The sequence below is a fragment of the Chitinophaga ginsengisoli genome (assembly GCF_003014595.1).
Taxonomy (GTDB): Bacteria; Bacteroidota; Bacteroidia; order Chitinophagales; family Chitinophagaceae; genus Chitinophaga; species Chitinophaga ginsengisoli.
The window spans coordinates 820,783-847,201 of the sequence record NZ_PYGK01000001.1 but is presented as its reverse complement, the minus strand read 5'-3'; the positions used below and the strand labels follow the sequence as shown (position 1 = coordinate 847,201).

The 26,419-nt window shown below is 46.6% G+C and carries 23 protein-coding genes; 5 read left to right on the top strand and 18 right to left on the bottom strand.

Annotated features, from left to right (window positions below; genetic code table 11):
* Positions 1 to 118 precede the first annotated feature (118 nt).
* A complete protein-coding gene (bshA, locus tag CLV42_RS03630; RefSeq protein ID WP_106600515.1) occupies positions 119 to 1,270 on the top strand; it encodes an N-acetyl-alpha-D-glucosaminyl L-malate synthase BshA in 1,152 nt (383 codons plus the stop codon).
* A 77-nt stretch (positions 1,271 to 1,347) separates the two neighbouring features.
* On the opposite strand, the gene CLV42_RS03625 is transcribed toward bshA, so the two are convergent.
* The 7 genes from CLV42_RS03625 to porU all read right to left on the bottom strand — a co-directional run bounded on the left by CLV42_RS03625 (position 1,348) and on the right by porU (position 11,320).
* Positions 1,348 to 2,787 carry a murein hydrolase activator EnvC family protein gene (locus tag CLV42_RS03625; protein ID WP_170117376.1) on the bottom strand — a complete coding sequence of 480 codons (1,440 nt, stop codon included), beginning with the start codon at positions 2,785 to 2,787 and terminating at the stop codon, positions 1,348 to 1,350.
* Positions 2,788 to 2,850: 63 nt separating this feature from the next.
* Positions 2,851 to 3,687: a DUF4292 domain-containing protein gene (locus CLV42_RS03620; protein WP_106600513.1), complete on the bottom strand. Its 837-nt coding sequence runs from the start codon at positions 3,685 to 3,687 to the stop codon at positions 2,851 to 2,853.
* 42 nt (positions 3,688 to 3,729) lie between these two features.
* On the bottom strand, positions 3,730 to 5,574 hold the full coding sequence (locus CLV42_RS03615) for a tetratricopeptide repeat protein (protein WP_106600512.1): 1,845 nt from the start codon (positions 5,572 to 5,574) through the stop codon (positions 3,730 to 3,732).
* A 3-nt stretch (positions 5,575 to 5,577) separates the two neighbouring features.
* Positions 5,578 to 6,021 carry a dUTP diphosphatase gene (dut, locus tag CLV42_RS03610; RefSeq protein ID WP_089834400.1) on the bottom strand — a complete coding sequence of 148 codons (444 nt, stop codon included), beginning with the start codon at positions 6,019 to 6,021 and terminating at the stop codon, positions 5,578 to 5,580.
* Between the two features lie 34 nt (positions 6,022 to 6,055).
* The gene (gene ispF / locus CLV42_RS03605) at positions 6,056 to 6,547 is read right to left on the bottom strand and encodes a 2-C-methyl-D-erythritol 2,4-cyclodiphosphate synthase (protein WP_106600511.1); all 492 of its coding nucleotides are present in this window, start codon (positions 6,545 to 6,547) and stop codon (positions 6,056 to 6,058) included.
* A 126-nt stretch (positions 6,548 to 6,673) separates the two neighbouring features.
* The gene (gene porV / locus CLV42_RS03600; RefSeq protein ID WP_106600510.1) at positions 6,674 to 7,858 is read right to left on the bottom strand and encodes a type IX secretion system outer membrane channel protein PorV; all 1,185 of its coding nucleotides are present in this window, start codon (positions 7,856 to 7,858) and stop codon (positions 6,674 to 6,676) included.
* Between the two features lie 108 nt (positions 7,859 to 7,966).
* Positions 7,967 to 11,320, bottom strand: a complete 3,354-nt coding sequence (porU, locus tag CLV42_RS03595; RefSeq protein WP_170117375.1) for a type IX secretion system sortase PorU — start codon at positions 11,318 to 11,320, stop codon at positions 7,967 to 7,969.
* A gap of 559 nt (positions 11,321 to 11,879) precedes the next feature.
* Here porU and CLV42_RS03590 point away from each other — a divergent pair.
* Positions 11,880 to 13,424, top strand: coding sequence for an SUMF1/EgtB/PvdO family nonheme iron enzyme (locus tag CLV42_RS03590; RefSeq protein ID WP_106600508.1), 1,545 nt, complete (start codon positions 11,880 to 11,882; stop codon positions 13,422 to 13,424).
* A 78-nt stretch (positions 13,425 to 13,502) separates the two neighbouring features.
* Here CLV42_RS03590 and bcp read toward each other — a convergent pair whose 3' ends face one another.
* Positions 13,503 to 13,964 carry a thioredoxin-dependent thiol peroxidase gene (bcp, locus tag CLV42_RS03585; RefSeq protein WP_106600507.1) on the bottom strand — a complete coding sequence of 154 codons (462 nt, stop codon included), beginning with the start codon at positions 13,962 to 13,964 and terminating at the stop codon, positions 13,503 to 13,505.
* An 11-nt stretch (positions 13,965 to 13,975) separates the two neighbouring features.
* Positions 13,976 to 15,670: a peptidoglycan DD-metalloendopeptidase family protein gene (locus CLV42_RS03580; RefSeq protein WP_106600506.1), complete on the bottom strand. Its 1,695-nt coding sequence runs from the start codon at positions 15,668 to 15,670 to the stop codon at positions 13,976 to 13,978.
* 64 nt (positions 15,671 to 15,734) lie between these two features.
* Between CLV42_RS03580 and CLV42_RS03575 the strand changes: the two genes are divergently transcribed.
* The 3 genes from CLV42_RS03575 (at position 15,735) to CLV42_RS03565 (ending at position 18,470) form a co-directional block, all read left to right on the top strand.
* Positions 15,735 to 16,928 (top strand): sensor histidine kinase, encoded by a 1,194-nt coding sequence (locus CLV42_RS03575; RefSeq protein WP_106600505.1) that lies wholly within the window; start codon positions 15,735 to 15,737, stop codon positions 16,926 to 16,928.
* The gene (locus CLV42_RS03570; protein ID WP_106600504.1) at positions 16,925 to 17,620 is read left to right on the top strand and encodes a LytR/AlgR family response regulator transcription factor; all 696 of its coding nucleotides are present in this window, start codon (positions 16,925 to 16,927) and stop codon (positions 17,618 to 17,620) included. Before CLV42_RS03575 ends, CLV42_RS03570 begins: the two co-directional genes overlap by 4 nt.
* Before the next feature lie 112 nt (positions 17,621 to 17,732).
* The gene (locus tag CLV42_RS03565) at positions 17,733 to 18,470 is read left to right on the top strand and encodes a dioxygenase family protein (RefSeq protein WP_106600503.1); all 738 of its coding nucleotides are present in this window, start codon (positions 17,733 to 17,735) and stop codon (positions 18,468 to 18,470) included.
* 89 nt (positions 18,471 to 18,559) lie between these two features.
* On the opposite strand, the gene CLV42_RS03560 is transcribed toward CLV42_RS03565, so the two are convergent.
* The 9 genes from CLV42_RS03560 to CLV42_RS03520 are packed head-to-tail and all read right to left on the bottom strand — an operon-like array spanning position 18,560 to position 26,419.
* Positions 18,560 to 19,375 (bottom strand): DUF475 domain-containing protein, encoded by an 816-nt coding sequence (locus CLV42_RS03560; protein ID WP_106600502.1) that lies wholly within the window; start codon positions 19,373 to 19,375, stop codon positions 18,560 to 18,562.
* Between the two features lie 36 nt (positions 19,376 to 19,411).
* Positions 19,412 to 20,929 (bottom strand): helix-hairpin-helix domain-containing protein, encoded by a 1,518-nt coding sequence (locus tag CLV42_RS03555; protein ID WP_106600501.1) that lies wholly within the window; start codon positions 20,927 to 20,929, stop codon positions 19,412 to 19,414.
* A 10-nt stretch (positions 20,930 to 20,939) separates the two neighbouring features.
* The gene (locus CLV42_RS03550; protein ID WP_106600500.1) at positions 20,940 to 22,346 is read right to left on the bottom strand and encodes a protein phosphatase 2C domain-containing protein; all 1,407 of its coding nucleotides are present in this window, start codon (positions 22,344 to 22,346) and stop codon (positions 20,940 to 20,942) included.
* Positions 22,346 to 23,404, bottom strand: a complete 1,059-nt coding sequence (locus CLV42_RS03545) for a TerY-C metal binding domain-containing protein (RefSeq protein WP_106600499.1) — start codon at positions 23,402 to 23,404, stop codon at positions 22,346 to 22,348. The genes CLV42_RS03550 and CLV42_RS03545 overlap by 1 nt, the downstream gene beginning before the upstream one ends.
* Positions 23,404 to 23,655, bottom strand: a complete 252-nt coding sequence (locus CLV42_RS03540; protein WP_106600498.1) for a hypothetical protein — start codon at positions 23,653 to 23,655, stop codon at positions 23,404 to 23,406. The genes CLV42_RS03545 and CLV42_RS03540 overlap by 1 nt, the downstream gene beginning before the upstream one ends.
* Positions 23,656 to 23,697: 42 nt before the next feature.
* Positions 23,698 to 24,333, bottom strand: a complete 636-nt coding sequence (locus CLV42_RS03535) for a vWA domain-containing protein (protein ID WP_106600497.1) — start codon at positions 24,331 to 24,333, stop codon at positions 23,698 to 23,700.
* A gap of 22 nt (positions 24,334 to 24,355) precedes the next feature.
* Positions 24,356 to 24,910 (bottom strand): TerD family protein, encoded by a 555-nt coding sequence (locus tag CLV42_RS03530; RefSeq protein ID WP_106600496.1) that lies wholly within the window; start codon positions 24,908 to 24,910, stop codon positions 24,356 to 24,358.
* Entirely contained in the window at positions 24,844 to 25,734 is an 891-nt protein-coding gene (locus CLV42_RS03525) for a phosphoribosyltransferase family protein (RefSeq protein ID WP_106600495.1), read from the bottom strand. The genes CLV42_RS03530 and CLV42_RS03525 overlap by 67 nt, the downstream gene beginning before the upstream one ends.
* Positions 25,709 to 26,419, bottom strand: a complete 711-nt coding sequence (locus CLV42_RS03520) for an HAD family hydrolase (protein ID WP_106600494.1) — start codon at positions 26,417 to 26,419, stop codon at positions 25,709 to 25,711. The genes CLV42_RS03525 and CLV42_RS03520 overlap by 26 nt, the downstream gene beginning before the upstream one ends.

Below are 26,419 nucleotides of genomic sequence, written 5' to 3'. Positions count from 1 at the left end.
TGTTATAATTTTGTACCCTACATTGACGTAAAAAACTGTGTTCTGCGTGAGGCGTTCTGCATTCTGTGCTAAACGTTCGGCACTAAGCGTTTGGCTATAAAGTTTTAAACAAGAAAACATGCGAATTGGAATAGTATGTTACCCAACTTACGGGGGTAGTGGCGTACTGGCAACAGAACTGGGTAAGGCGCTGGCAGATAAAGGCCATATGGTTCATTTTATAACCTATCAGCAACCCGTGCGACTGAATGCCTTCCATGCCAATATATATTATCATGAGGTACAAGTCCCTACCTACCCTCTTTTTGATTTTCCTCCCTACGAATCTGCGCTGAGCAGCACCATGGTGGATGTTATACTGAACCAGCAGCTGGACCTGCTGCACGTACATTATGCCATTCCGCATGCCTCTACGGCCTACCTGGCAAAACAGATCGTGAGTAAACAAGGCAGGACAGTCCCTTTTATCACTACCCTCCATGGTACAGATATCACCCTGGTAGGTAAGGATAAGACTTATGCTCCGGTGGTGACCTTCTCGATCAATGAGTCGGATGCCATCACCGCAGTATCTAACAATCTCCGGGAAGAAACCTATAAGTCTTTTCAGATCGAGAAAGATATTGAAGTGATCTACAACTTCGTTGATACTGAGCGCTTTAAACGCCGGGATGCGGAATTACTGCATTTCAGGAACGCCATTGCACCCAATGGCGAAAAGATCCTGCTGCATGTGTCCAACTTCCGTAAGGTGAAACGTGTTCCTGACGTAGTGAAGGTGTTCCAGAAGGTAAGAGAACAAGTGCCTGTCAAGCTGCTGCTGGTAGGCGACGGTCCTGACAGACCAGCTATCGAGGCGATGTGCCGGGACATGCACCTTTGTGGTGACATCCGCTTTGTAGGTAAGCAGGAACAGCTGGAAGACGTGATGTCGATTGCAGACCTCTTCCTACTCCCTTCCGAATATGAAAGTTTTGGTCTGGCCGCCCTGGAAGCCATGGCTGCAGAAGTACCGGTAATATCCTCCAATGCAGGTGGTTTGCCGGAGGTGAACATCCATGGGAAGACCGGTTACCTGAGTCCTGTAGGCGACGTGGACAGTATGGCGGAGCATGCCCTCCGGCTATTACAGAACGAGGAGCTACTGGCCAGCATGCGTAAAGGGGCCCTGGAACAGGCACAACGTTTCCATATCGATAATATCATCCCACAATATGAAGCGCTGTATGAAGAAGTCATGAACAGAGCGCTGGAGTCGGTTGATAAGTAACAGCAGCTTATCTGAAGCAATAAAAGAAAAGGGCGTCCATCTAAGATGGACGCCCTTTTCTTTTATTGCTTCAGCAATTATTTCTTCCTGATCCAGAACTCCGGGTTCTGCTTTTGTATACCTCTATAGATCTGCAATTCCACCTCACCCAGGTTCTCCAGCTCGTTTGTACCGGCGGTACCGATCACCTGCCCTGTGCTCACTCTATCTCCTGTTCTTACAGTTACCGTCTGCATACGGGCATAGTTGGTAAAATATTGGCCATGCCTGATGATCACCAGGGAACCACCTCCCGGAATAACCGCCACGGTTCTTACTTCTCCCTGGAAGATCGCTTTTACAGCGGCTCCACGGCTGGTACCGATAATCACGCCATCATTCTCTACTGTGATACGGTCAATTACCGCATGCTGCTGGCGGCCAAAGTGCCCGATAATATGACCGGAGCTTACCGGCCATGGTAGTTTACCACGGTTGTTTTCAAAGCTTTCTGATAACGCCAGGGCTTCCGGAGTAGCTTCCAGAACGTTCTCTGTACGTACCGGTTTCTCTGCCTCAGGTGCCGGCGCCGGTGCTTTTGGAGTCGGCGCTGGTTCTGCCGGCTTGGTTTCTGGTTTATTTTCAGCTACAGCATTGTTGTTATTATTCTTCGCAGCAGCAGCATTGGCAGCGGCAAGAGCAGCTGCTTTCTTTGCAGCCTCATCCCGTTTCCGTTTCTCATCAGCAGCAGCCTTACGTTTCGCAGCAGCTTCTTCTTCCGCCTGCCGGCGGGCCATTTCAATCTCACGACGGATTACCGCCTGGATAGCTGCCTGCACTTTCTGTGCGTCTTTTTTATTCTTATTGATGTCTGCCAGCAGCTCCTTTTCACGTCCCTTCAGACCGGTCAAGACCTTATCTTTCTCTTTCTTATCTACTTCCAGTATGTTGCGCTGTTCCTGTTCCGTCTTCAGCGTACTTGAACGTTTCACTTTCTGATCCTGCAGACTCTCTATTTTCTTACTCAGCAGCTCCCGTGTTTCAAGAATGTTGTCTGCCTGCCTCCGGCGGTAATCCCGGTACTGTTTGAGGTACTGGTACCTTTTGATAGCATCATTGAAAGTCTCCGCAGAAAAAATAAAATTCAGCATGTCGTAGGTACTACGATTTTTATACGCATACACGACCAGCTGAGCATATTGCGACTTCAGGGTATCAAGATCTTTCTCCAGGGTCTTAATGTCCCTGTAGGCAGCATTGATATCACCGTTAATGAAATTGATCTCTTCGTTGATATTGTTGATAAGACGGGTACGCAGCGTGATCTTGTCCCGCAATGCCCGCAGTTGGCTCAAACTTTCCTTTGTCGATTTCTTGGTAGTTTTGAGTGCTTCGTTGGCCTCATCGATCTCACGCTGCAATTCTTTCTTTCTATGCTCCAATTCTTCCCGCGACATTTGGGGAGCCTGTGCATGCAGCAAGGCCGATAGTAAACCTAAGATTATTATTAACGGGAAAAACTTCTTCAGATTCAGCATGATGGTTTTAAAGATAGCTGCAAAATAGCAATTTACAAATTTCAGATACATTCCGGTGCATCCCTACTCTCTCGAATAATTGGATGGAATAGTGAACGGAAAGCTCACTGGCTGATCAAAATCTATTTTGTTAAAATCCATGTTGATCTTCGTGTAACTCTTCTCTTCCACAAAAACCCTGCGGCGGGTAGCAAATTTAATCTTATCCAACGATTTGTATTCACCATATGTCAGTTCAACCGAACGGCCACGTGTACTGTCTTTATCCATCACCTTGCTTTGTTGCAGGATATAGTCATCTGCAAAAACGTTGAACAAGCTGGTAAATATTGTGCTGTCGCAGGTAAAAGAAATGACTGCCGGTGTCTTCACTACCTGGTATACTGAATCTGTCAGGTATACTGGGTTGCCGATGATCAGGTCCTGCAAGGTTTTGAAATCGAAAGGGATATTCAGTACATCCTGTGCATCCCTAAGATCACGGAGGTAAGCTATTTTATGAAATTTGTCAATTGCTTTCAGGCTGTCAGGTGTGATGATGGCCCTGGCCACTTCTCCGATAATAGGCGCTGACACTGAGATCCAGATAAAGCTGTCTTTCTGCATCCGCATGTTTGCGTTGATGCCTGACATTTGTTTGGCCTCCGTTTCAAAGTCGATCTTCAATTTAGCGGAGAAGGTATTGAAGGATATATAATTACTGCGCAGTTTTGAGATCAGTTCTTTGTTATAAGCGTTAGAAGCTGCAACTGATGCGCTGTCTGTTTTTGAAATAATATTATGTTGGGTGGTATCTGTCACAGGAAAAGAGGTACCTGCTATCTGTCGGCTATGCCTGCATGAAAAGAGTCCCGTGCTTACAATACTTAATACTATCAGTGCTAATGTTTGCTTCATCATGATCTTTAATTCAATACATTCCCATTTCCCCCGGGAGGTGTGCTACTCCCTTTCGGTTGCAAGTATATACCGTTTTTCTGCAATTTTACGGGTTAGCCCTGTTGAATTGGCACCCTTTTGTTTGGCTAACTGCCAATATTCCAGCGCCTTATCCACTTCATGGAGGTTAAACAGTATATCTCCATAGTGCTCCAACATGTTAGGGTTCTCGCGTGCTTCTTTTGACTGCAGGGCCTTCTCCATCCATTCCCTAGCCTGCTCATAACGGGCCATACGGAACAGGATCCAGGCGTATGTATCCATGAAATTGGTACTTTCCGGTTCCAGTTCCAGTGAATGTTTGGACATGCTCTCTGCTTTGTTCAGCTGCTCTCCGCGAAGAGAGAGGTAATAACTAAAGTTATTCAGTACCAATGCATCATCCGGCTTCAGTGCCAGTGCCCGGTCATAACTGCTGTCTGACTGCTGATGCTGACCTGTTGCGTGATAAGCATCGCCCAGCAGGGAGTAGACATCTGCCCTCGTATTCTTGTCACCGTTGCCATTCCCCGTCTGTAATGCAATATTTAAAGCATCTATGGATGCAGGATAATTCTGTAGCAAAAAGTTCGCCACCCCCTTGAAGTAATGGCCCATAAATTCCCTTGGGAAGCGTTCTGTTACAATTGAGCTCACTTTCAACAGATTATTGGAATCTTCCTTGCGGGAATAGATCCACATCAACTGGTACCATACTGTAAAACGTGTGGAATCCAGTGTTACTGCTTTGTTGTAATCCACCAATGCACTATCAAGCATACCCGCCTGGGAGAACATGTCTGCCTGCAGTGCGTAAGCCTTGGCTTCTTCGGGGTGCGCTTCGATAACCAGTTGTGACAGCTGCAGGCCTTCCCTCAGCTTACTGCTGTCTACGCCCTGCATTTGCAGGTAAGGATAGACGTACGCTACTTTTTCATCAATACTATAATCGGGATTGGCGAAAGCGCGGGTCAGGTAACTCCAGTACAGGTCATGTTTACCCTGCTTCTTGGCATACCCTGACAGGGCAATCAGCGCCCTTGGATTGGCGGAGTCCCTTTGCAGCACCTCGTTATAGATGGCAGAAGCTTCCTCCACGCGGTCATTAGAGTTATAGATATCCCCCAGGATGATATAATACCTTACTTCGTCAGGGTTCTGGTTAATCAGTTTATGTACTTCTGCGGCGGCGTCTTCCATCCTATTCAGCTTGAGATAAAGCCGCTGTTTCTGGAAGGCCAGTTCTTCTATTACACCTACTTTGGTTTCCAGGGAATCAAACACGGCCAGCGCATCTTCGGATTTATCTGCCTTTGACAGGAACATTCCTTTATTGTACAGATACTCATCATTGGCAGGATACGCAGTAGCCAGGTGGCCATATACAACGGCAGCACTGTCAAACTGGACATTGACCCCGAAGGCATCTGCCAGTGTGATCTGGAACCATTTATTGGAGCCGTCCAGGCTCACTGCCTTACGGGCAAAAGCCAATGCATAACCAGGGTTACGCACCTCGATGAACAGGCGGGCCAGTTCATAATAAGCAGTGGGATTATTCCTTTTCAGGCGAAGGTAGTCTGAAAACTGTGTGATAGCTGTGCGGTAGTCGCCCAGTATCTTGGACCTTTCAGCCGAATAAAAGAGGCTGTCTGCACGCTGTTCCAGCAGGGTAGAATCCTTAATGGAATATACCTGGCGGAAAGACTGACGTGTAGCAACAGGTTTGGGAGATTTACAGGCGGTTTCTGCCAGACAACAAAGGCCTGCCGCTAAAAGAAAAAGAGGTAAGCGACCTACCAGTCGGTTTAAAGCCGGCCGGCCACTTTTTCCAGGCAAGGTCCTATTGTTATTCCGGGTTTTGAACATTGATTAAGATTTACCGGTGTGGCCAAAACCGCCGGCACCACGTTCTGTTTCTGTCAGCAGTTCCACTGCTTCAAGGTGGGCCTGTACGAATGGCGCTATCACCATCTGGGCAATCCTTTCACCGGGCGCAATAGCCTGCGGCTCGTTTGACAGGTTGATCATTATGATCTTGATTTCCCCTCTGTAGTCAGCGTCAATGGTACCAGGAGTATTCAGCAGGGTAAGTCCCTGTTTGATAGCCAGACCACTGCGTGGCCTGATCTGGGCCTCATACCCCGTAGGCAGCTCAATGAACAGACCGGTGGGTACCAGCATCCTTTCGAGAGGTTGCAGGGTGATAGCTGTTTCCAGGTTGGCCCGGAGGTCCATCCCGGCCGCTTCTGCTGTGGCATAGGCCGGTAGCGGATTGGCGGATTTATTGATGATCTTTACTGTAATAGCTGCCATTATTGCAAAGGTATTTTAAATAGTCCATAGTCCGTTAACGCTCTCCTCCCTTTTCCAGCAGGACGGTTGCATAAGCTACCACTCCTTCCTCACGGCCTACAAAACCTAATTTCTCTGTTGTGGTTGCCTTTATAGACACTTCTTCTGTGGAGATATTCAGTATACCGGCGATGGTTTCCTGCATCTGTACCACATATGGCTTGATCTTGGGCGCCTGCAGGCAAAGTGTACTATCAATGTTCACTACCTGGTATCCCTTTTCGGTGATCAGCTCCAGCGTACGCTTCAGCAGTATCTTGCTGTCTATGTTTTTATAGGTATTATCCGTGTCGGGAAAGTGTAGTCCGATATCCCCCAGGCTGGCAGCTCCCAACATAGCATCGCAAATGGCGTGCAACAGCACATCTGCATCACTATGTCCCAGGGCTCCTTTATGGTGTGGTACCAATACTCCCCCTAACCAGAAATCCCGTCCTTCCGTTAACTGATGAAAATCTACCCCAAGGCCAATGCGCAATTTAGTCATGACAGATGTATAAACTTTGAAATATAAGCTTTAGACGCTTAAAATTAGCGCAAATTAAAAATCCTCCGGGTATTTCCGGAGGATTCTTATATTTTAAAAAAACATTAACTATTTCACTACCAGCTATTACCAGTTGTTACCCTCCTCTTCTTCCTTGTGACCGAGGTCAAAGATCAGAGAGAAACGCAGGGTATTGGACAGCGGGTTACGCTGGATACCATTGCCTGAAGGTACCAGGTAAGAGAAGTTCAGTCCGAACATGTTGTATTTGACACCCAGACCCGCTGTTACGTATTTACGGTTACCCTTGTTCTTGTTTTCGTAGAAATAACCGGCACGTACAAAGAACTGGTCATTGTAGCTGTACTCACCGCCCAGGGAAACAGTTACTTCCTGCAGTTCTTCTTTAAAACCACCCGGTGCATCACCAAAGGAGGAGAACATACCGGAAATGGTTGATTTTTCCCGATAAGCCCCGGTACTGTCAGGAGTAGGAACCAGCAGTTTATTCAGGTCGAGCGTGAACATCAATTTGCTGGTTGGGTCCATTCCAAAAGTATAAGCAGTACCCAGTCCTAAGTTGGTAGGCAGGAAGTCTTTGTTGGTAGCAGATTCTGTATAGGAGATCTTGGTACCAATGTTAGTGAGGGCCATACCAACATTCCATGTATTTACAGTGCTATTGTCTTTTTCGAAATCTTTGGTGTAGAACAGGGACAGGTCAGTTGCAAACGCTTTACCTGGCCTTACCACACGACCGTTGATATCACCGCTGGCCAGGTTGGAGTAAATATAACGTCCAGCCAGGGCTACTGAGAAGTGATCTGATAATTTACGGGCATAACCTGCATCAAATGCAAATTCACGTGGATGGTAGTCGTAAGTAGGCATACCAGTAACGTCCGTAAAGTTGATGGTACCTAAAGAGAAGTAACGCAGCGATGCGGAAATTGTCTGGAACTCGTCCATCTGATAATACCCTGAGAGGTTAGCCAGGAACACGTCGTTCACGAGTTCTTTCAACCAGGGGGTATAAGTCACAGAAATGGCGGAGCGGGTCGTTGCAAACGGGATCTTCGCAAGGTTCCAGTAGATGGAATTCGCATCGGCAGAAGTGGCTACGCCGGCGTCTCCCATGGCTCCTGCCCTTGCATCAGGAGAAATACGTAGAAAAGGTACCGCTGTGTTAATGGTATTTGTTCGTCCGTCCAGATTACCGGTTGAAATCTGGGCACTGACAGACAGAGAGAATAGGATGCAACAAATTAAGACAAGGTTTACAGTTGCCTTTCTGATCATGCAATTATACATGCAATAGTGTTTAGAACGAGTTGTAAAAATAGTTCGAAAATCTATATTATCAATAACAGGGGTCTGGTAAGGGACTCGCGAATTAAGTATGTGCTTTCGATGCATAGGTTATAATACAGTTACTTTTCCGCCTAAAACCTTTGTTTTACCATTCGCTGTTACCAAAATACTATATATGTAAATTCCAGGCGACACCCGGGCGCCGGAATCGGTCGTTCCATTCCAGGATGCCCCTACATAACGGCTACCACCATCATTTATTGCATGATGTATAGTTTTTATTTGTTGCCCCGTCAGGGTAAAGATCCTGACAGTCACATCCAGTGGCAGATCCTGCTGATTATGTTCAAAAGTGAACTGCGTCTGGTCATGAAAGGGGTTCGGAAAACAACCTGCCTTCCCTACCGTCATTGCTGATGACCGGACCACCCGGAACTGCAGTGTGGCCGTACCGGAATTGTTATGGGTATCCCAGGCCTTTATTGTCATAGTATGCGTGCCTTCTGACAGGCCATAAAATGGGAACCGGACCGTTCCCTCCTGGTAACTGTCAGTTGTGGCCTCAAAGAAGCTGTTCAGGATATAGTATTGACCTTCCTTGTTGTCGAGGGTAGCCATCAGGTCATGCCCTATGCCATAACCGGAAGTATTGATTCCCTGCTCATCCGTCAATTGCAGCAACAGCACCGGATTCTCTCCCGTGATCCCCCCATTGCGAAAATATTCATTGTCCAGGTATGCTTTTATAACAGGTCCCAGCTCATCTTGTTCAATATTGTCCCCTGTTCCGCCTACCTGTACACCTGAAAACACGCCACCCGCTGCTGTCACACCATTGGACGCATAAAAACTAACTGCCCCGGCGCCTGCCTGATAGTCAATATCTGCAGGCACCACGAACGTACAGGAGAACTGCCCGTTCTCAATAGTCTGCTGACCTCGATACAGCATGTGCTGTTGCTGGTAGAACCCTGCCGGTGTACTACCGGCATCATTCCCGCGGGTATATTCCAGTGCGGGTTTATCATACACAGTCGTGTACAAGGTGCCCTTATAGGTATCCTGGCGGATACCCTGTTCATCTTCCAGGTGACCTTTTACCGTGTATTTTCCCATTGCCTTCAATGTATCTGGTATATCATTTACCGCCTTCCCGTTGATGGAATCCGTTACCACATGATACCGGGGAAAAGCCAGTGTCAGTGCCGGATCGCCCAATAACTGGAATTTACGGTTATTAGGAATATCGATATAAGTAGCGTATGTCAGGTTCTTGGCATCCATAGCGGCCTGTCCGAGCGTAGGCATACGTCCGTCAGCTCCAGGCGTCAACAGCTTTTGCAGATAATTGGTATTCATCACTTTGTTGGATGCAGAGAATACCGCCCTGGTAGTTGTCATTAGTGCAATACCTCCGCCATTCTCCTGTAACAACAGCTTCTCACCCAGCGAGACATAGGCCGGATTGTCAAAAGGCGCAAAGTCGCAGGTGGCTGTGACAAACAGTGGTAGCTTGCCTGCGTTCTTCCAGGTGGCCAGGGAGCTTTCTTCCATGATCACTTCTTCTGCCAACCGGGAGTAACTTCCATGACCGGTATAGTTCCAGATCAGGGTACCATCGAAGATATCTTCCGCGATGGCGGCATTTACCGCCGGATAACGGCTGCCGCCCGCATCTGCTATTTTCGGATAAGCGTCCAGGTAGATCTTGTCAATACGCCCTGCCGGCCACTGCTCGGCTACGATCTCACTCATGCTTTCTGCATCCTGCAGGTGCAGGTTATCATCGCCATCGTCTGCTACAATTGTAACATGTTGCTGCCAACGGCCAAAGTTGGCGGGCACATTGTACCCTATGATCTTATTCACCACTGCTTCTGCCTGGGCAGGCTGTCGTACAGGCAAGCGACCTATCGCTATATCCAACAGGTTTTGCCTGCTATTATCGTTGATATCGTCTGCATCATCCAGGAAACCGAAAAAATCGTCTGAAGGATAGGCATTTACCGGATCTATGGATATCGTGCTTTCCCAGGTAGGCACCATATTCGTGTTTCCTGCCACCCTGTTCTTATAATCGTAAGACGCATCTCCAAACAGCAAAAGGTAGCGCAATCCTCCCTGGTCATAACACATCTTCACAAAATCCCTGACTGCTACGGGATCAGCAGTGCCTGATCCAAACTCGTTATAGATCTCATTCACCATCACCACTTTCACTGTCAGGCCGTCATGGCTACTATGCCAGGCGGCCAGCCTGGAAGCCGCAGCCTTTAAAGCGGGCGTTGTCACTATCAGCATATCTGCTGCGCCTATGCCATGCAGGTCCTGATTGGCCACGGGGCCTGCTGCCACCGGCTGTAAATATCCCTGTCGGGAGAAGGCAACGTATTCACGCAGGGTACCACAGTCTCTTGTAAAACTAAGTGTGGAGCCTGCCAGCTGGGTTTTGACCTTTACCGGTTGTAGTGGCGTTGTTACATCCAGTATGACCGTCTGGGGACCAGCTTGTTCCAACCTGAACTGTGCACTCTGTCCGGGACTTACAGAGCTTATATCTCTGAAAAAGAGCGGTTCCTGGATTGGTAATTGTAACGGACAACGGGCCTGTAAGGTCAGATAATCCAGCCATCCCTGTGCGCCGCTTCCGCCGGGCGTAAAACTAAGTGTGATGGGTACACTTGTGCCCGCAGGCGTTGCAGTATAGTAACTTGTTGCTACTGAAGCGAAAGCCTCAAAAATATTGCCGCTCACAGGCAACAAAGACATTGAGCCCAGCATATTATTTCCCGCCTGTATGGAAAAGCGGCTGGTGCCGATTCCCCGGGCGGCTACCCTTGCTCCTATCTTTAGAGAGGAGGGAGTCAATGGCAGCGAAAAGTTAATATTACGTAATGGTTGTACACTGCTGAATACCGAGCCCCACCATTGCTTGCCACTATTCAGAAAGTTAATGCTGTCGTTCTCATAGAAAGCGTGGTAGTCAAAACTGTTGACTATCGGGCCGGCAGCCGGTGATGCATCATCCTGCGTGATCCTTTTTCCCTGTGTACTGCCGGTGGTCAGGAAGTACCAGGCTGTATCCGAATAGAGATTGGCGGTGTGGACGAAATTACTACCCTGGTATTGCCAGCTATGCGGACCGGGCGCGTAGAACAGGAGGTAATCCCCCTCTTCCATCAACGCCATTTCCGGCAAATCGTCCTGCCTGGCTACAGCATTACTTTCAGGTAACATACGTCCCCCGGTGCCATACAGTCTGACACCTTTCAGGTCAGCACTCATCCCCATGCTGTTCAGCAGGGTCTTATCTATTTTATAAATGCCCTCCCTGGTGATTGCCAGTTTTTGCCAGTTACCGGAAGAAAGCACGGAATGTGCGGTGTAGGGTCCTCCTCTTCCATTACTCCCTGATACCCATTGGCAAAGGAATAAGAGAAACGAGAGAGGAATAAACTTCATAGCGGGTATTTGCGCAAACATAGCAATAATAAAGTATATTTATAGGGCGAAATCGACCATTACGGCTGTTGTCACAAAATGTCTGCACCTGCCACCTGATTGTATTTCAGTTTTTTACAACATGTGAATATACGGCAGCGGGACATTTTATGACATACTATTTCAAACACTATAATAAGTAGCTATTGTCTCGCGTTTTAATGAATGGGGATATGTATTTTTGTCCTGTTGCCGGCAAGGTGCGCTTTATGTTATAGTTAAGAGGAATAAACGACGAAATTAGGAGAGTATATTTACACTTTAACGATAACCATATATCTGTGAGTCATCAACCATGAGCCAGCTACTGCCAACGGGGCCACCAGAAAGATCTTCCGGTCATTACAGTTAAGATTAACTTAATACGTAGTCCGGAGAAGCGTCCAAATCATAAACTACTGATTTTAAATAAGATAAAGGATATAAACCGGTGAATGCTTACAGATTAATTATTTTTACTATAAAATAATTTATACTACATTTGCGTTTACCATAAACATCAAATAAAAAGCTGAATCGCATGCATAGATTAACCTCTGTCTCAATGCTCTTAGGCGCCAGTATAATTATGTCGATGTCTGCCTGTAAAAATGGCGGGGCTTTCGGCAAAAAGAAGGAGAAATCCACAGCTACTGGCTGGAATTACAATGATCCTAAGATGGGTGGTTTCAGTGTGGCCAAAAGTAAAGACCAGCAGACTGGTCCGGGTCTTGTTTTCGTGCAGGGCGGTACCTTCGCCATGGGAGCAACAGAACAGGACGTTATGGCCGACTGGAATAACATTCCAAGACGTATTACTGTTTCCTCATTCTACATCGATGAAACAGAAGTAGCCAACGTTCACTACCGTGAATATCTGTACTGGTTGCGTCGTATGTACGACGAATCCTTCCCGGATGTATACCGCAAGGCTTTACCAGATACCCTGGTATGGCGTAGCGAACTGGCTTATAACGAGCCTCTCGTAGAATACTATTTCCGTCACCCTGCCTACAACGACTATCCGGTAGTAGGTGTGAACTGGAAACAAGCTGTTGACTATTGTAAATGGCGCTCCAACCGTGTGAACGAAAAGATGCTGATCGACAAAGGGTTGCTGTCCAAAAACGATATGAAGAACCAGGCTGATGATAACACCTTCGATACTAAGTCATATACTGCGGGCCTTTATGAAGGTATCCCTGGTAATATGTCCAAGAGTACCAAGGCTCAGTTCAGAAACGCTGATGGTTCTCCTCGTACCGCTCAGTTCGAAGATGGTGTAATGTTACCAAACTATCGCCTCCCGACAGAAGCTGAATGGGAATATGCCGCACTGGGTTACATCGGTCAGAACCCTGGCCCTTCCAAGAAAGAAGGTAAACGTGGTGAGGAGTTGATCATGAACAAACAGGTATATTCCTGGGGAACTAACACAAGTGGTCTGAGGGACATCCGCCGTGGTGCATGGCAGGGTCAGTTCCTGGCGAACTTCAAACGTGGTTCTGGTGATAACATGGGTATGGCCGGTGGTCTGAATGACCGTGCGTCTATCCCTGGTCCTGTAGTAGCTTTCTTCCCGAACACTTTCGGTATCTATAACATGTCAGGTAACGTGAGCGAGTGGGTACTGGACGTTTACCGTCCGCTGAACCCGATCGACGGTGATGACTTCAACTACTTCCGTGGTAACAAGTTCCAGACTACTTATATGAACGGCGAAGGCGAACCTGAAAAGGACAGCCTGGGTCACCTGAAAATGCGTGATGTAACCGACGAAGAAAGTGCTAACCGTCTGAACTACCAGAAAGGTGATGTTATCAACTACCTTGATGGTGACTCTCTCTCTCAGGTAGAATATGGTTACGGCATCACCTCCCTGATCAACGACAAATCTCACGTTGTGAAAGGTGGTAGCTGGAACGACCGCGCTTACTGGCTCTCTCCAGGTGCACGCCGTTACATGCAGGAAGATATGGCGACCAACACTGTAGGTTTCCGTTGTGCAATGGACCGCGTAGGTAGCCCTGAAGGTAACAAATTCAAAACTGGCCAGCTGTTCAAGAAACAACGCCAAAAGAGATAATGCCAATTTATAGAGCATCATAAAAAATCCCTCCTGATAATCAGGAGGGATTTTTTATTTGATAGTATCCTTAGTTATTTAGTTCCAGATCTCCAGGATCTCTTCCGTGTGATTCTTGGTATCCGGTCTCACGATGATCTTGTCTATCACACCTGACTCATTGATCAGGAAAGTAGTACGGTGCGTACCATCGTAGATGCGGCCCATGAACTTCTTCTCTCCCCATACCCCGTACAGTGTATGAATGGTACGGTCCTCATCTGCCAGTAACGGGAAAGGCAGCTCATATTTCTCCGTAAACTTCTTATGCCGCTTTTCACTGTCTGTGCTCACGCCCACTACCTCATATCCTTTTGTCAGCAGTACATGATAATTGTCTCTCAAATTACACGCCTGGTTCGTACAGGCGGGCGTCATATCCTTGGGATAAAAATACAGTATCACTTTCTTTCCCTTCAGATCTGTCAGCGAAATCTCTTTTCCTTCCTGGTCTGTTCCTTTAAAGATGGGCGCTTTATCGCCTTCTTTCAAATGCGTCATAAGTTCCTCTTCTATCTTGTAAATGTGAACGTCTGTTCTTTGGTATTACCGGCAATATCTGTCACCAGCATACGCAGGCTGTGTTTACCTGGCTTACAATGCTCGTCGAAAGTATAAGAAATGACATTACCCCTCCGGGCAAACATCAGCCATTTGCCATCGAGTTCGGCCCGATAGGCTTGAATACCACTGTTATCGCTGATGGCGAAAGATAACTTCACCGCTTTTGACAGGTTGGCCCCGTTCTTCGCCCCCATCAAAGTTATTTTAGGCATGATAGTATCCACTTCCAGGTGGAAATCACCGAACTCGCGGAACTGGCCCACATACCAGCCCTTCTCCAGAGTGGTACCTGCAATCGTCTCTCCGAGCCCTTCACGTACCATCACTATCTTATGCTGTTGTGCAGCCGGTATAGGCCTGTCAGGCTTTATATGCAGGGTAAAATTGCTGTGTAAAGGCACCAATGCCGTATGAAGGCGGAAAATGGAAGACGAAGACTTTGATTTCTCTCCTGCCGGAATCTCTGCATAGTTAAAGCAGATCCTGTCATATAGGGAATTCTCTTCCAGGAAGAATTCTACCTGATTATTTTCGAAGATGTTGCGGGATTCCGCATACATCGTATTGGCACATTTGGTAGGCTCCGGCGCATCGCCACTCTGCTGCAGGGAGAATTTTACTGTGGCAGAATTACCATAGGCATCCTTCACCAGCAGTCTTACCGGATGGGGTGTACCGTCTGACAGATCAATGGTACCGTCTCCCTGTACATCCTTATAGATCTCCAGCTTATTACCCGGTAGGGAAAATAGCAGTTGCAGCCAGGGACCTCCACCCTTTTTTACTTTATAATCCGTATGCGCATTGATATAGCGGGACTCTTCAAACCCGATATTATCGATCTGGAAGCCACTGTTGGGCACATCCTTATCAAACATCACGACTTCATAAATACCATAACTGTTAGGCACATTGTTCATACGGTCCACTGCATTCAGCCCTATTCCAGCCGAGGCGGTTCTCACTTTGATCAATGGCATGGCAGGTATGTACTCATCACCTACCTTCTTTACAGGCAGTATAGTAGGCGTCTGGTCGTAAATGCTCCTGTCCATGTCATATATGGCAATCCTGAACACTTCCGGAGCCCTGGTATCCGGGATATCAAACCCGAACAATAATGGGTTCAACGGATGCTCGGTGTGGGTATCCCTGATCTCAAAATGCACGTGTGGTCCACCGGAAGCGCCGGTATTACCACTCCACGCCACGAATTCGCCTTTCTTTACAGGAAACTTGTCTGCCGGGATCTTCAGATCCGTCGCCCAACTCTCCGCGGCATATTGCTGTTGCTTCACATATTGCTCGAGGGCAGGGAAAAAGCGGTTCAGGTGGCCATAAGCGGTAGTATACCCATTTGGGTGCGTGATGTACAACACGTTCCCATAACCGGTATGAGACACACCAATTCTGCTTACATATCCATCTGCGGCAGCATATACCGGCAGATTCTCCTTCTGTTGGGTTTTAATGTCTATCCCCGCATGAAAGTGGTTGGGACGAAGTTCTCCATAGTTACCTGCCAGTTGAATAGGCACAGCCAGCGGATTGCGGAAATATCCCTGTGGATAGTTCTTTTCCGGTAACTGAGCATGTAACAGCTGAGGTAATAAGATGCATAACCCGAATATCCGTTTTATCATGACGCAAAAATAAGGGGAAATCAATATCCTCTAAATCCTAATTTTGTGCCTTAACAGCCCCGTTATGAAAGGTAGACTTAGTCAGGTGCTCATACATATTGCCGGTTGCGTTACTTTTCTCGCCTTGCCGATCGTATTTTCCCCGGATGCCAGTAACCTGTCTGATCTGTGGAAGTACCCTCCTGCGCTGAAGGATTTCCTCGTCTACCTCGCATTACTGCTGTTCTTTTACTTCAATTATTTCTGGCTGATCCCTAATTACTACTTCAAACGCAAATATGGCGGCTTCTCTTTTATCTCCGTTATTTGTTTTGTGGCAATAGTACTGGTACCTAATCTGCTAATCGGCTTTCAGGGCAGCCCTGCCCGTGCGGGATATGAATGGCCGGCCAACAACCCGATGCCATTGCCCTCAGACCGTCCTCCAAGACAGTTTGACCCCTCGCCTGCTCCACCACCAGCTGACAGTATCCCTTCTTACGGTCAGGAATCTCGGCCACCTGGAGACCGCCTGTTCCCGCCGCCAGGTCATTTCCACGGTCACGGGCCGGGACCGCAACAGCCGGTATCGCGGTCATTACTGCTGGATGTCAGTCACCAGGTGTTCCTTTTCCTGGCGGTATTCTTTTTCTCCCTTATCCTGAAAATAAGCTACCGCTGGCGGCTGACAGAAAAAGAGAAACTGAATGCAGAGCTGTCGTACCTGAAAGCACAGATCAATCCACACTTCCTTTTTAATATCCTGAATACCATCTACTCTCTCGCTATCGAGAAATCAGATCAGACAGGCACCGCAGTCGTCAAGCTGTCGCAGATGATGCGTTATGTGATCAGTGATGCCAGTAATCATATGGTCCCCGTATCCAGGGAGATTGATTATCTCAGCAATTATATTGAGCTGCAAAAGATGCGTTTCGGAGATTCGATCCAGTTGTCATTTACAGTGACTGGTAAGGCCACCGGCCAACTGATCGCACCATTGATCCTAATCTCTTTTGTAGAAAACGCGTTTAAACATGGTGTGAATGCCGCTGAAAATACAGATATTAGAATCACGGTGAACATAGATGAAAAACAGCTGCACCTTACAACATTCAACAATAAGGTAACTGTACTGGATGCACAGGAAACAACAGGCGGACTCGGTATAGAGAATACCCGGCAACGCCTGCAGTTATTATACCCTGGGAGGCATACACTATTGATCCGGGATGAGGAACGTTATTTTGAAGTATCGCTTTCATTGCAATTAACATGACCTTACAAACTATTGCCATAGATGATGAACTACCGGCGTTAAAGCTGATACAAAACTTCTGTGCGAAAGTGGATTTTATACAGCTGCAGAAGACTTTTAATGTACCTGAAGAGGCATTAAGGTATATCACGAAATACCCGGTAGACCTACTTTTCCTCGATATCAACATGCCTTCTGTAAGCGGTATTGATTTGTACCGTTCTATACAACAACAGGCTTTGGTGATCTTCACAACAGCGCATAGTGAATATGCCGTAGAGGGTTTTAACCTCAACGCAGTAGATTACCTGCTGAAGCCTTTCACCTTTGACCGTTTCCTGCAGGCTGTACAGAAAGCACAGCATGTAAAGCGATTCAATCAATCGCATCCCAATACGCCATCTCCGCTTATATTCAGAGTGGATTATGGTCTGACAAGAGTTCAGGCCTCAGATATACTCTTTGTGGAAGGCCTGGATGATTACCTGAAAATACACCTCTATCAGCAGGCCCCACTGATAGTCAGGATGACCATGAAAGGACTGCTGGAAAAACTGCCGCCGCAGTCGTTCATCAGGGTACACCGTTCTTACATTGTAGCCATGGACCGTATAGAGCAGGTACGCAATAAAACCATCCTGATCACGGGCAGCGAAATACCTATAGGCAGCAGTTATGAGGATGCGTTCCTTAGTCAGTTTCGGCGACTCTAGCGGTATTCACCGCAACATATGATGCCTCTGCCGCAATGTAATGGCCATGTCCCGTATTAAAGAAATATTTGTGTTGGTAAAACAGTTATATCAGTGAACAAACCAACTCAATATGGAAAGAAAAGATTTTCTTAGAAACGGGATGGGCATACTGGGCCTGGCTTCCATCGTACCTATGCTGAACGGGTGTGGTAAAGACGACAATACAACCAGTACAGATACTGACACCACCACAGGAACAGACACAGAAACAGGTGGGACCTGTACGGTATCTGATACTGAAACTGATGGTCCGTATCCGCTGTATAGCAGCAGAGGATCTTCCATTCAGCGCGTAGATATTACAGATGGTAAAACCGGACTGCCGCTGAGTATTGTTATCACCGTGCGCAATGTGAAAAACAATTGTGCAGTAATGAGCAATGCACGTGTGGACATCTGGCATTGTGATAAAGACGGTTACTATTCAGGATACAGTAATACCGGCTACCTGGGTACACAGGACAATACAGCCCTGGTCTTCTGCCGCGGCCTGCAATATTCAGACAGCGCCGGACAGGTAAAGTTCACTTCTATTTATCCCGGTTGGTACACCGGCCGTGTAACACATATCCACACACAGATCTATGTGGACAGCTCATTGAAACTGACCACGCAGATCGCTTTTCCTGACGCGATCAACACTGCAGTTTATAAGACATCACGTTATAGTGCACATGGACAGAATTCAATCACCAATGCACAGGATAACATCATTATGGATTCATTGGACAATGAACTGGCAACTGTTACTGCGAATAGCACCACAGGCGGGTATGACCTGACACATACCATTTATATCTCTGCTTAAGTAACTGGTGAGCACTTGTTATAAAAGCAAAAAGGACCGGCAATAAACCGGTCCTTTCTTATAAGTAGTTAGGTATAATCCATATGGGTCTACTTCGCTTCCGCTTCTACCTTATGTCTTTTAGGGTAGTTGAACAGTAAGCTGGTAATGATCGGGATCAGGAAGATAGATACAGTGATAATGGACGTAGCCCAGTCTGCCTCATGGCTTTCCAGGAATTTAGCGGCTGCAGTTTCAGGATAGAAGTGCTCGTAAATAGCCAGCATCAGTTTGATACCCAGCACACCAATCACCAGGAAAGCGGCAGTTTCCAGGAAAGGATATTTCTCCATGAGTCTTACAAAACCCTGCGCTACAAAACGCATGGCCAGGATACCAATAAATACACCAGTCCAGATCAATACGATATTGTCACTGAATGCAACTGCGGCAAATACATTGTCAATAGAGAAGGCAAGGTCCATCAGCTCTACCAGGGCCACAGTAGCCCAGAACTGACCCATCCAGCCGATAGTGGCTTTATATAACCAGTTGCTGCTCTTATCAATCGCCTCAGCTTCCTGCTCTACAATACCGGCTTTCTCTGCTTTAGCTTTTTCAGCTCTGCCTTTGAAATAATCATAGGTCAGGTACAGGAGATAAAGTCCGCCGACAGGTTTTAACCACCATACTTTTATGAGCAGGGATGCGAACAGTAAACAAATACCCCGGAATACATAGGCACCAATAATACCATACTTCAGCGCTTTGTTACGTTGTTCCTTTGGCAGGTCCATTACCATGGTAGCTAATACGGCCGCATTATCCACCGACAACAGGCTTTCAATAATAATCAGGTTTCCGACGATCAGCAACGCAGGTATCGGGTTGGCCAGGATCTGCTGGAACATTTCAGCGATTTGCATAGTTGTTTGTTATTTTCTTGTTTTTGTTGATAGACATTAATTGTTTACGAGTTGCACTACGACAAGCCGTCCCCCTTCTTCCTGGGACAGCAGCAACTGCTTGTTATCTGTCAGCTCCACCATAGAGTTTACCGGAATATCCTTTCCCTCCGTGACATCTTTTAAAGACGTAAGCGTTTGATTGACAAGTTGCCACTTATTATTATGAAATACAAAATATCCTACCGGTTTTTTCTGCTGATCTGTTAGTCTTTCGTTCGGATAAATGTTTCTATTCACATGCCATGGATACAAATACTGGTTGTGATATACCATTAACCGGTGATTTTCGGGCGTAAAACTACCCGGTTTTCTTGACCAATACAAATTGAGTACTGGTAATTGTCCGCGGTAAGGTGTATTACAGAACGGACAGCGGGGACTGGTTGTGTTATCAAACACAAACCATTTTTGATCGCAGTTTTTATTCTGACAAGGCTGCAGCAGATCAACCGTTTTAATCAGTGCCTGCTCCCATTCATCGGCCGTAGGGCGTAGAGAGGGATTATGCAATCCGTCAATAAATGCTTTTTCAAATAATTCCTTCAGGTAGGGCCCGCAAACGGTATAAGGTATCTTATTCACGTCGGCCCAGGGCAGGTGCGTAGGCTTTACCTGGTCCAGCCGTGGCCTGTTGGAAGTATCTGTGGGGTGTTCTATAAACAATGCGTTTGCCCCCATAGACAACTCTTCATCTTTCTGAGCGTCTATGTCATGGATCTTTCCTCCGCGCAACGGATGGCGGTACAGCAGATACATGTAGATCATAACAGCCAGCGCATGCCGGTCTGTAGCAATACTAGGCAGTTTACGCGCAGGATCTTCTTTAGGGAGATGCTTGGTAGCCATTACTTCCGGCGCAATGAAATCTGGCGTCCCGATCACATCAGGCGGGAACTTGCCTGGTACCACCAGTCCGTCAATGTCAATGATCGTAGCACTACCTGTAATAGGATCTATCAGTACATTTTTGTAGGAAAGGTCTGAGTGCGCCAGGCCGGCAGCATGCATACGCCTTACCGCCCGGGCTATCTTGATACAGATGAGACAGAACTTAAACCAATCGCCCAGCTCACCTTCATCCAGATGCAGCTTGAACTGGCGGCTCCTGAACTGCGGAGAGGCAAACCATCTTCCTTCCTTCTCTTTTCCTGCAATGGAAACGATCTGGGCGGCACCAGGGTTATATCCTTTCGTAAAAAAGAACTTCTTTTGATATACAGGTACGATAATACCGGTCTTTCCGTCCTTTTCCACAATATTGTTCGGCCAGCAGAAAAGATCTTTCCAATATTCGCCTCCAGGCTGATTGAAGATCCTTTCCCGGAACGTATTAACAATATTGTTGAGCCGCTCTTTGGAATTGAAGTCCTGTTTATCCCTGTAGAAAGCTATTACATATGACTTGTCAGGTGCGAAATAAACATCCTTCATACCTCCCTGCATTGGGTCGCCATTATCAACATATTGATACGACTTTCCGTCCTGTGCTGTAACTGTAATAATGTTACTCATGTATTTTTTATCAGTATAAAATAGCTATGGTACGATCGTCATGATTACCAGGCGACCAGAAATCCAGCCAGTTGAGCAGGCTTTCTTTCACATCTTCCGGTGTACCTGCAAAGTTTACTTTGGCATTATCGTCGTTGGCACCGCCAAGGTCCTGCCACAACTGGCGCCAGTACTCGTTCTTCTGCAGATTGCCATCTGTCTGGAACTTTGGATCAGTAAGACCGTCCGTCATCAGCAGCAGTGTTGTAAAGTCAGGTACCACTTTGAAGCGGATACGGTTCACATAAGCGCCGTTGGCAAAGATGTCTGACATTGTCAGGAAGCGGGTCTGGCCAGCAAACTCACCACTATCAGGTGTACCCATGACAAAAGCGTCACCCGTGGTCTCCTGGTAGATGCCGATTCCTCCATCTCCTACCCAGAAAGAACTGATCACATAACCAACTGCATATTTCTTTACCAGCGCAAAAATAAGCGTGGTTGAGTAATCTTTTATATCTGCCCCGTTGTCCTGGGCCTCCTGTTTGATCTTCCCCTGGGCGGTGAATGCCAGCTTCCCCAGCTGTTCAATGAACTGAGCGCTCACTTTCTTCTGGCTGTCCTCACTTGGATCATTCAGGTAAGCAGTGATCGCTTCTTCCAGGCCAGCTATCTTATCCCCGGACAGCAGTTCCTGGAAGCTGCCCACAGCTGCTTTACAGGCAATATCAGCCCCTTTACGGCTATATTTCGCAGATCCCGCACCATCAGCTACCGCAATAATGCCCCAGCCCTTTTCAGCGTTAAAATCGCATCCAAAGCTATCATCCCTGAACTTCCCTTCATGTGCGTGGCTGCGTCCTCTTTTGGAAGCAATCACCAGTTTACGGTCGCCAAAAGGCAGGGCTACCGCTGCCTGGTCTGGTTGCCAGTATTTATCCTGCTCATCAGAGGGCAGGTTCTGCCACAATGATTTCGGATCAGGGTTAATAACAAGTAATACCTTCTTTTCAGTGAATGGCTTATCCGCCGGATGGTGTTTCAAACGGAACAGCAGGGTCAGTACAAACTCGCCCGGCTGTAGTGGCGTGCCTGAAAGGGTATTGACATTTTCATCAAATGTAAGCCCCAGTCCTTCCGGAATATTCCATTCAAAATCACCCATCTCCTGTAATCCGGTTCCTACAGGATCAAAGGTGAAGCTATATGCTTTATTCACCTTTGCGTTAGGCAGAATAATCTGTTTCTGAAGAATATCGTCAATCAGTGATCTTTCTTTCCAGGATTCCACTATTTCATTTTGTGTGTTTATAATCATTTGCACTGCCCGCTCAATCTGTCCTTCCGAAACGAATTTTTCAAACAGTGCCTGCTGATTTTCTGATACCGGCATTTGCTTATGCCGTAATAACGCTTCTACAAAGCTTCTTTTCGTCATTATCCCTGCGTTCTGTTTATATCCATGTTACCGCTGCCAAAGCCATATTTGCCTTGTTTGCCACACCAGGAACAGGAACTTACTTCTTCCTGACCTACACAGTGTACTTTACCACAGGAACATACCGCGAAACCGTATTGGTTACCACAGCAGGGACAGGTAGGAAAACCTTCCAGCTCGTCTGTATTCACCTTGCTGTTAATAACGCCCCCTTCAGCAGACAATTCAAAATAAGCATTGTCCACGGGAAATGCACCGTTGAGCCTATATCCCATCGACTGCATATTCATGCCACTGATATTTACCGGACGTAATCCTTTCTTATACTTGATAAGGTAAGGCTTTTGCGTGTTCTGACATTTGGCAGCAAAGATGGCGTAGTTGGTATCTACAAATCCCGGCTGTACAGGAGGTAGTTTATCAATATCCACTTTCTCTATCACACCGTCACTCAATTTCGCCAGTTCCATACCCGAGCCATTATTGCTCACGCTTACACTGCTGGATTTGATCGATGCGGTGATCCACCTGAAGAACTCTTTATATGCCTGTGGCGTTGTATTCTTAAACATCAGCACTGTTGCTGTCAGTTCCTTCAGCACACTCAGGTTATTTTCATCACCAAATGAAACAGCAACGAGGTTCGTCTTATGCTGCCAGTTCTGCTTCCACTCGCGGATAGCAGCACTGCTGTCATCTGTTGGCGTACCGTCTGTGAAGAAGAATACGATCGGCTTCCAGTCACCTTTCTGTGTAGCAGTCGTCTGTACAGTATTCTTACGCAACTCGTACATCAGGTGGCCAAGACCATTGCTCAAAGATGTACCTGCACCTATCGGGAACTTTGGCGGATAAAAACTGATCACTTCCTGCAATGGTACTATTGTCTTTGCCTGGCCGGCAAATACGATGATAGAAACCCAGGCCGTTTCCAGCGCATAAGGATCAGATTTCAACTCTTTAATGATCGTCGCTAATCCTTCCTCCACAAACTGGATCTGTTCTCCCACCATAGATTCAGATACATCTATGAGGAAATAAATAGGTAGTCTTCTCATCAGTAGAAATAGTTAAGTACCAGCAAAATGATCAATAACAATATCTGTGTCATATCAACAGAAAGACCTGTTCCCACCTGGAAGGGTTTTATACCGCTGAACAGACTCAGTACAGGTTTAAAAATACCCTTGAAGAAATTAAAGGTCTGCTTATACTGACCGGTTAAACGATCTTCATAAGGCAGCAACTTGGAATATAAAAAGAGTCCTACAATAAGGATGTTAATAAGAAGATGAATAATGAAAAACATGGGTATAGTTCTTTAGTAAAAGGATATCAACAGATACCCCAATTAAATAATTACATGTACTTCTGCCGGCGGTGGTGGTAATTGTATCTCTTCTGTAGAGCCCACACTTTTGTTGCCTGTACCAATGGATGCAGATACCCATTTGAAGAAAGACATCAGCGTAGAGCTATCAGCAGTATCCAGGTGTACAACAGTATCTGTCAGTTCTTTCAGGAAGCTGTCCTGCGCTTCCGCACCAGCGGCGCAGGCTACTAAAGCGGCCAGGTTTTTACTTTTGATCTTAGGCACTACCTCACGAAAAGCCGCCAGATCGGAAGGCTTACCATCTGTCATCAGGAATAACAGTGGGCGCCAGTCTCCTTTCTGAGTATCATTTCCTTTGATCACTTCATTATCCAGCTTGCTGCAAAGTAGTTCCAGTGCAGCGCCCATGTTGGTGGGACCAGATTCCGGTGTAGTGATCTCAGGTAGTTGCAATGATTCTAAAGCGGTCAATGGCAGGAGTTGTTTCACTTCCCTGTCGAAAGTGATGATGCTGATCCACACAGATTCCAGTGCAAAAGGATCCTGCCTTAATTTCGAAACCAATACCTGCAGTCCGTTTTTCACTGCCTCTATACGTTCGCCCCTCATGGAGCCGGAGGTGTCAAGCAACAGGTAAACCGGAAGTCGTCTCATGATTGTATTGTGTTAAATTCAATTACGCATATTTCGCCAGGAAATCTTCCAGGCCACCTTTCTGACCAAGACCTACCGCTTCAAAACGCCACTGGTTGTCACGTTTATAGATACGGCCAAATTCAACAGCTGTCTCGATGGAAAAATCTTCCCCCAGCTCAAATTTTACCAGCTCCACATTTTTAGCCGCATCATAAATACGGATAAAAGAATTGCGGATCTGACCGAAGTTCTGTCTACGCTGTGCTGCTTCATGGATGGTTACCACTACACAGATCTCTTTTATCGCCGGATTGATAACTGACAGGTCCACGTTGATTGTCTCATCGTCGCCATCGCCTGCACCGGTGCGGTTATCGCCGGAATGTTTCACAGCACCATCCGGAGACTGAAGATTATTATAAAACACGAAATACTCGTCTGCCAGGATCTTTCTGTTCTCTCCCAGGAGGAATACAGAAGCATCCAGGTCGCATTCGCCGCCTGTATGTGATTCATTGATATCCCATCCTAAGCCAATTGTGAATTTTGGTAGTTCAATATTGGCCCGTTCTCCTTTTTGCAAATTGATTGCCATGATGGTATGATTTTTTGAAGATGATCAAATAAAAAAATTGCGTTCTTTCTGTACTCTTCCATCTGGTAGTAATTATTGCTGATGCAGCAGTCTGCCAGTTCCTGGAGGAAGGCTGGCGTCTGTTTCATCAGTAGTTGTTCATACTCCGCAAAAGGTGCGTGGAGTATATACTTTACCACTCTTGTATTGAACCTGAATGAAGGCGAACATATCACCGCTTCAAGGCTTTGAAGGGAATGTACATTATAGTAATTCAGTTTGTTTTCTATGTTGGGATGAATACTGCTATTCTGCAGTTGTGCATAGTAGAGGAAATAAGCTGTATTATCCAGTTCATACCGCTGCAGCAGGTTGCGGATGATCAGTTCATGACTGCCCGTAATACGGATATCGTCTGTAAAGATCAGCGTCTTTCCCAACAGGAAGTCTTTATCCAGATGGTATTTATCGTTGATGATAAGCGCTTTTCTGCTTTCCATATCCAGCGCCCCGTAATCAATACTGTATGTTTTAAAACGATGGATCTTGGTAGTTTCTGCAGGATTATATCCTCTCATGCACAAGTACCTGTTCAGTACTTTTGTAAACATGACAGTCATATGATAGGAAGCAGTAGGAATACTGGTGTAAGGGCTTGGGATCACTACAAGCTGATCATTCTCTGACAACCTGTTTCCGTAAGTAGCAATGAAACCTGCAGCCAGTGCAGCACCGAATGCCTCCGCAGCTGCCCCATCCCCGAATTTGAAACGGCTATAGGCAGCAGGATCAAAAGGGAAATGAACATCATCTACAATGTTATGTAAGGCATAAACATCTTTCATTTAACAACTTATTTAATGGGTTCTTAACAATGTCTGTGAGCGTTGCATATATACCCATGCGTTGTGCCCCCTGTACATCGGCCAGCAGGTTATCGCCAAGGTGCCAGATCTGGGCAGGAGTAATATCCGTATACAGTAAAGCGGCATTTTCCAGTAAGCGGCTGAACATCTGTACATCCGGTTTTGAGTACCCAGTTTCATCTGAATACAGCTGGAATGCGAAATGGGTGTCCCATCCCCATCCGGCCAGTAGTTTACGTAAAGTCCGTCCCTGAATAAATCCCGTATTGCTCAGCAGATTTGTGGTAATACCCTGTGCCTGCAAAGCGGCTAACAACTGTTTTGTGTCCTCGTACAAAGGTTGAGGAGGATATTCAAATAAGAGTGCCTCGGACAAACTGTAGAATTCCTCCAGTTTGTCCGGTGGCACACTTTTAATATCATTACCCAACAGGTGCAGGCATAACAGATACATTTCGAATGTATGCACGTTACGTCCTGTTATTTCGTTCATGTTATTGATGAGTACATCAGTTTCCCTGAATGCAGCTTCCACTTTTTCCGGCGCATAGGATTCCAGTGAAAAGAAGGAACGGAACAGGGCGGCACGCTTCGTTTTAAAAGAAGGATGCGAACGGATTAACGTCATCCACAGATCGAAAGATACGTGTCTGGTCTTTTCCAT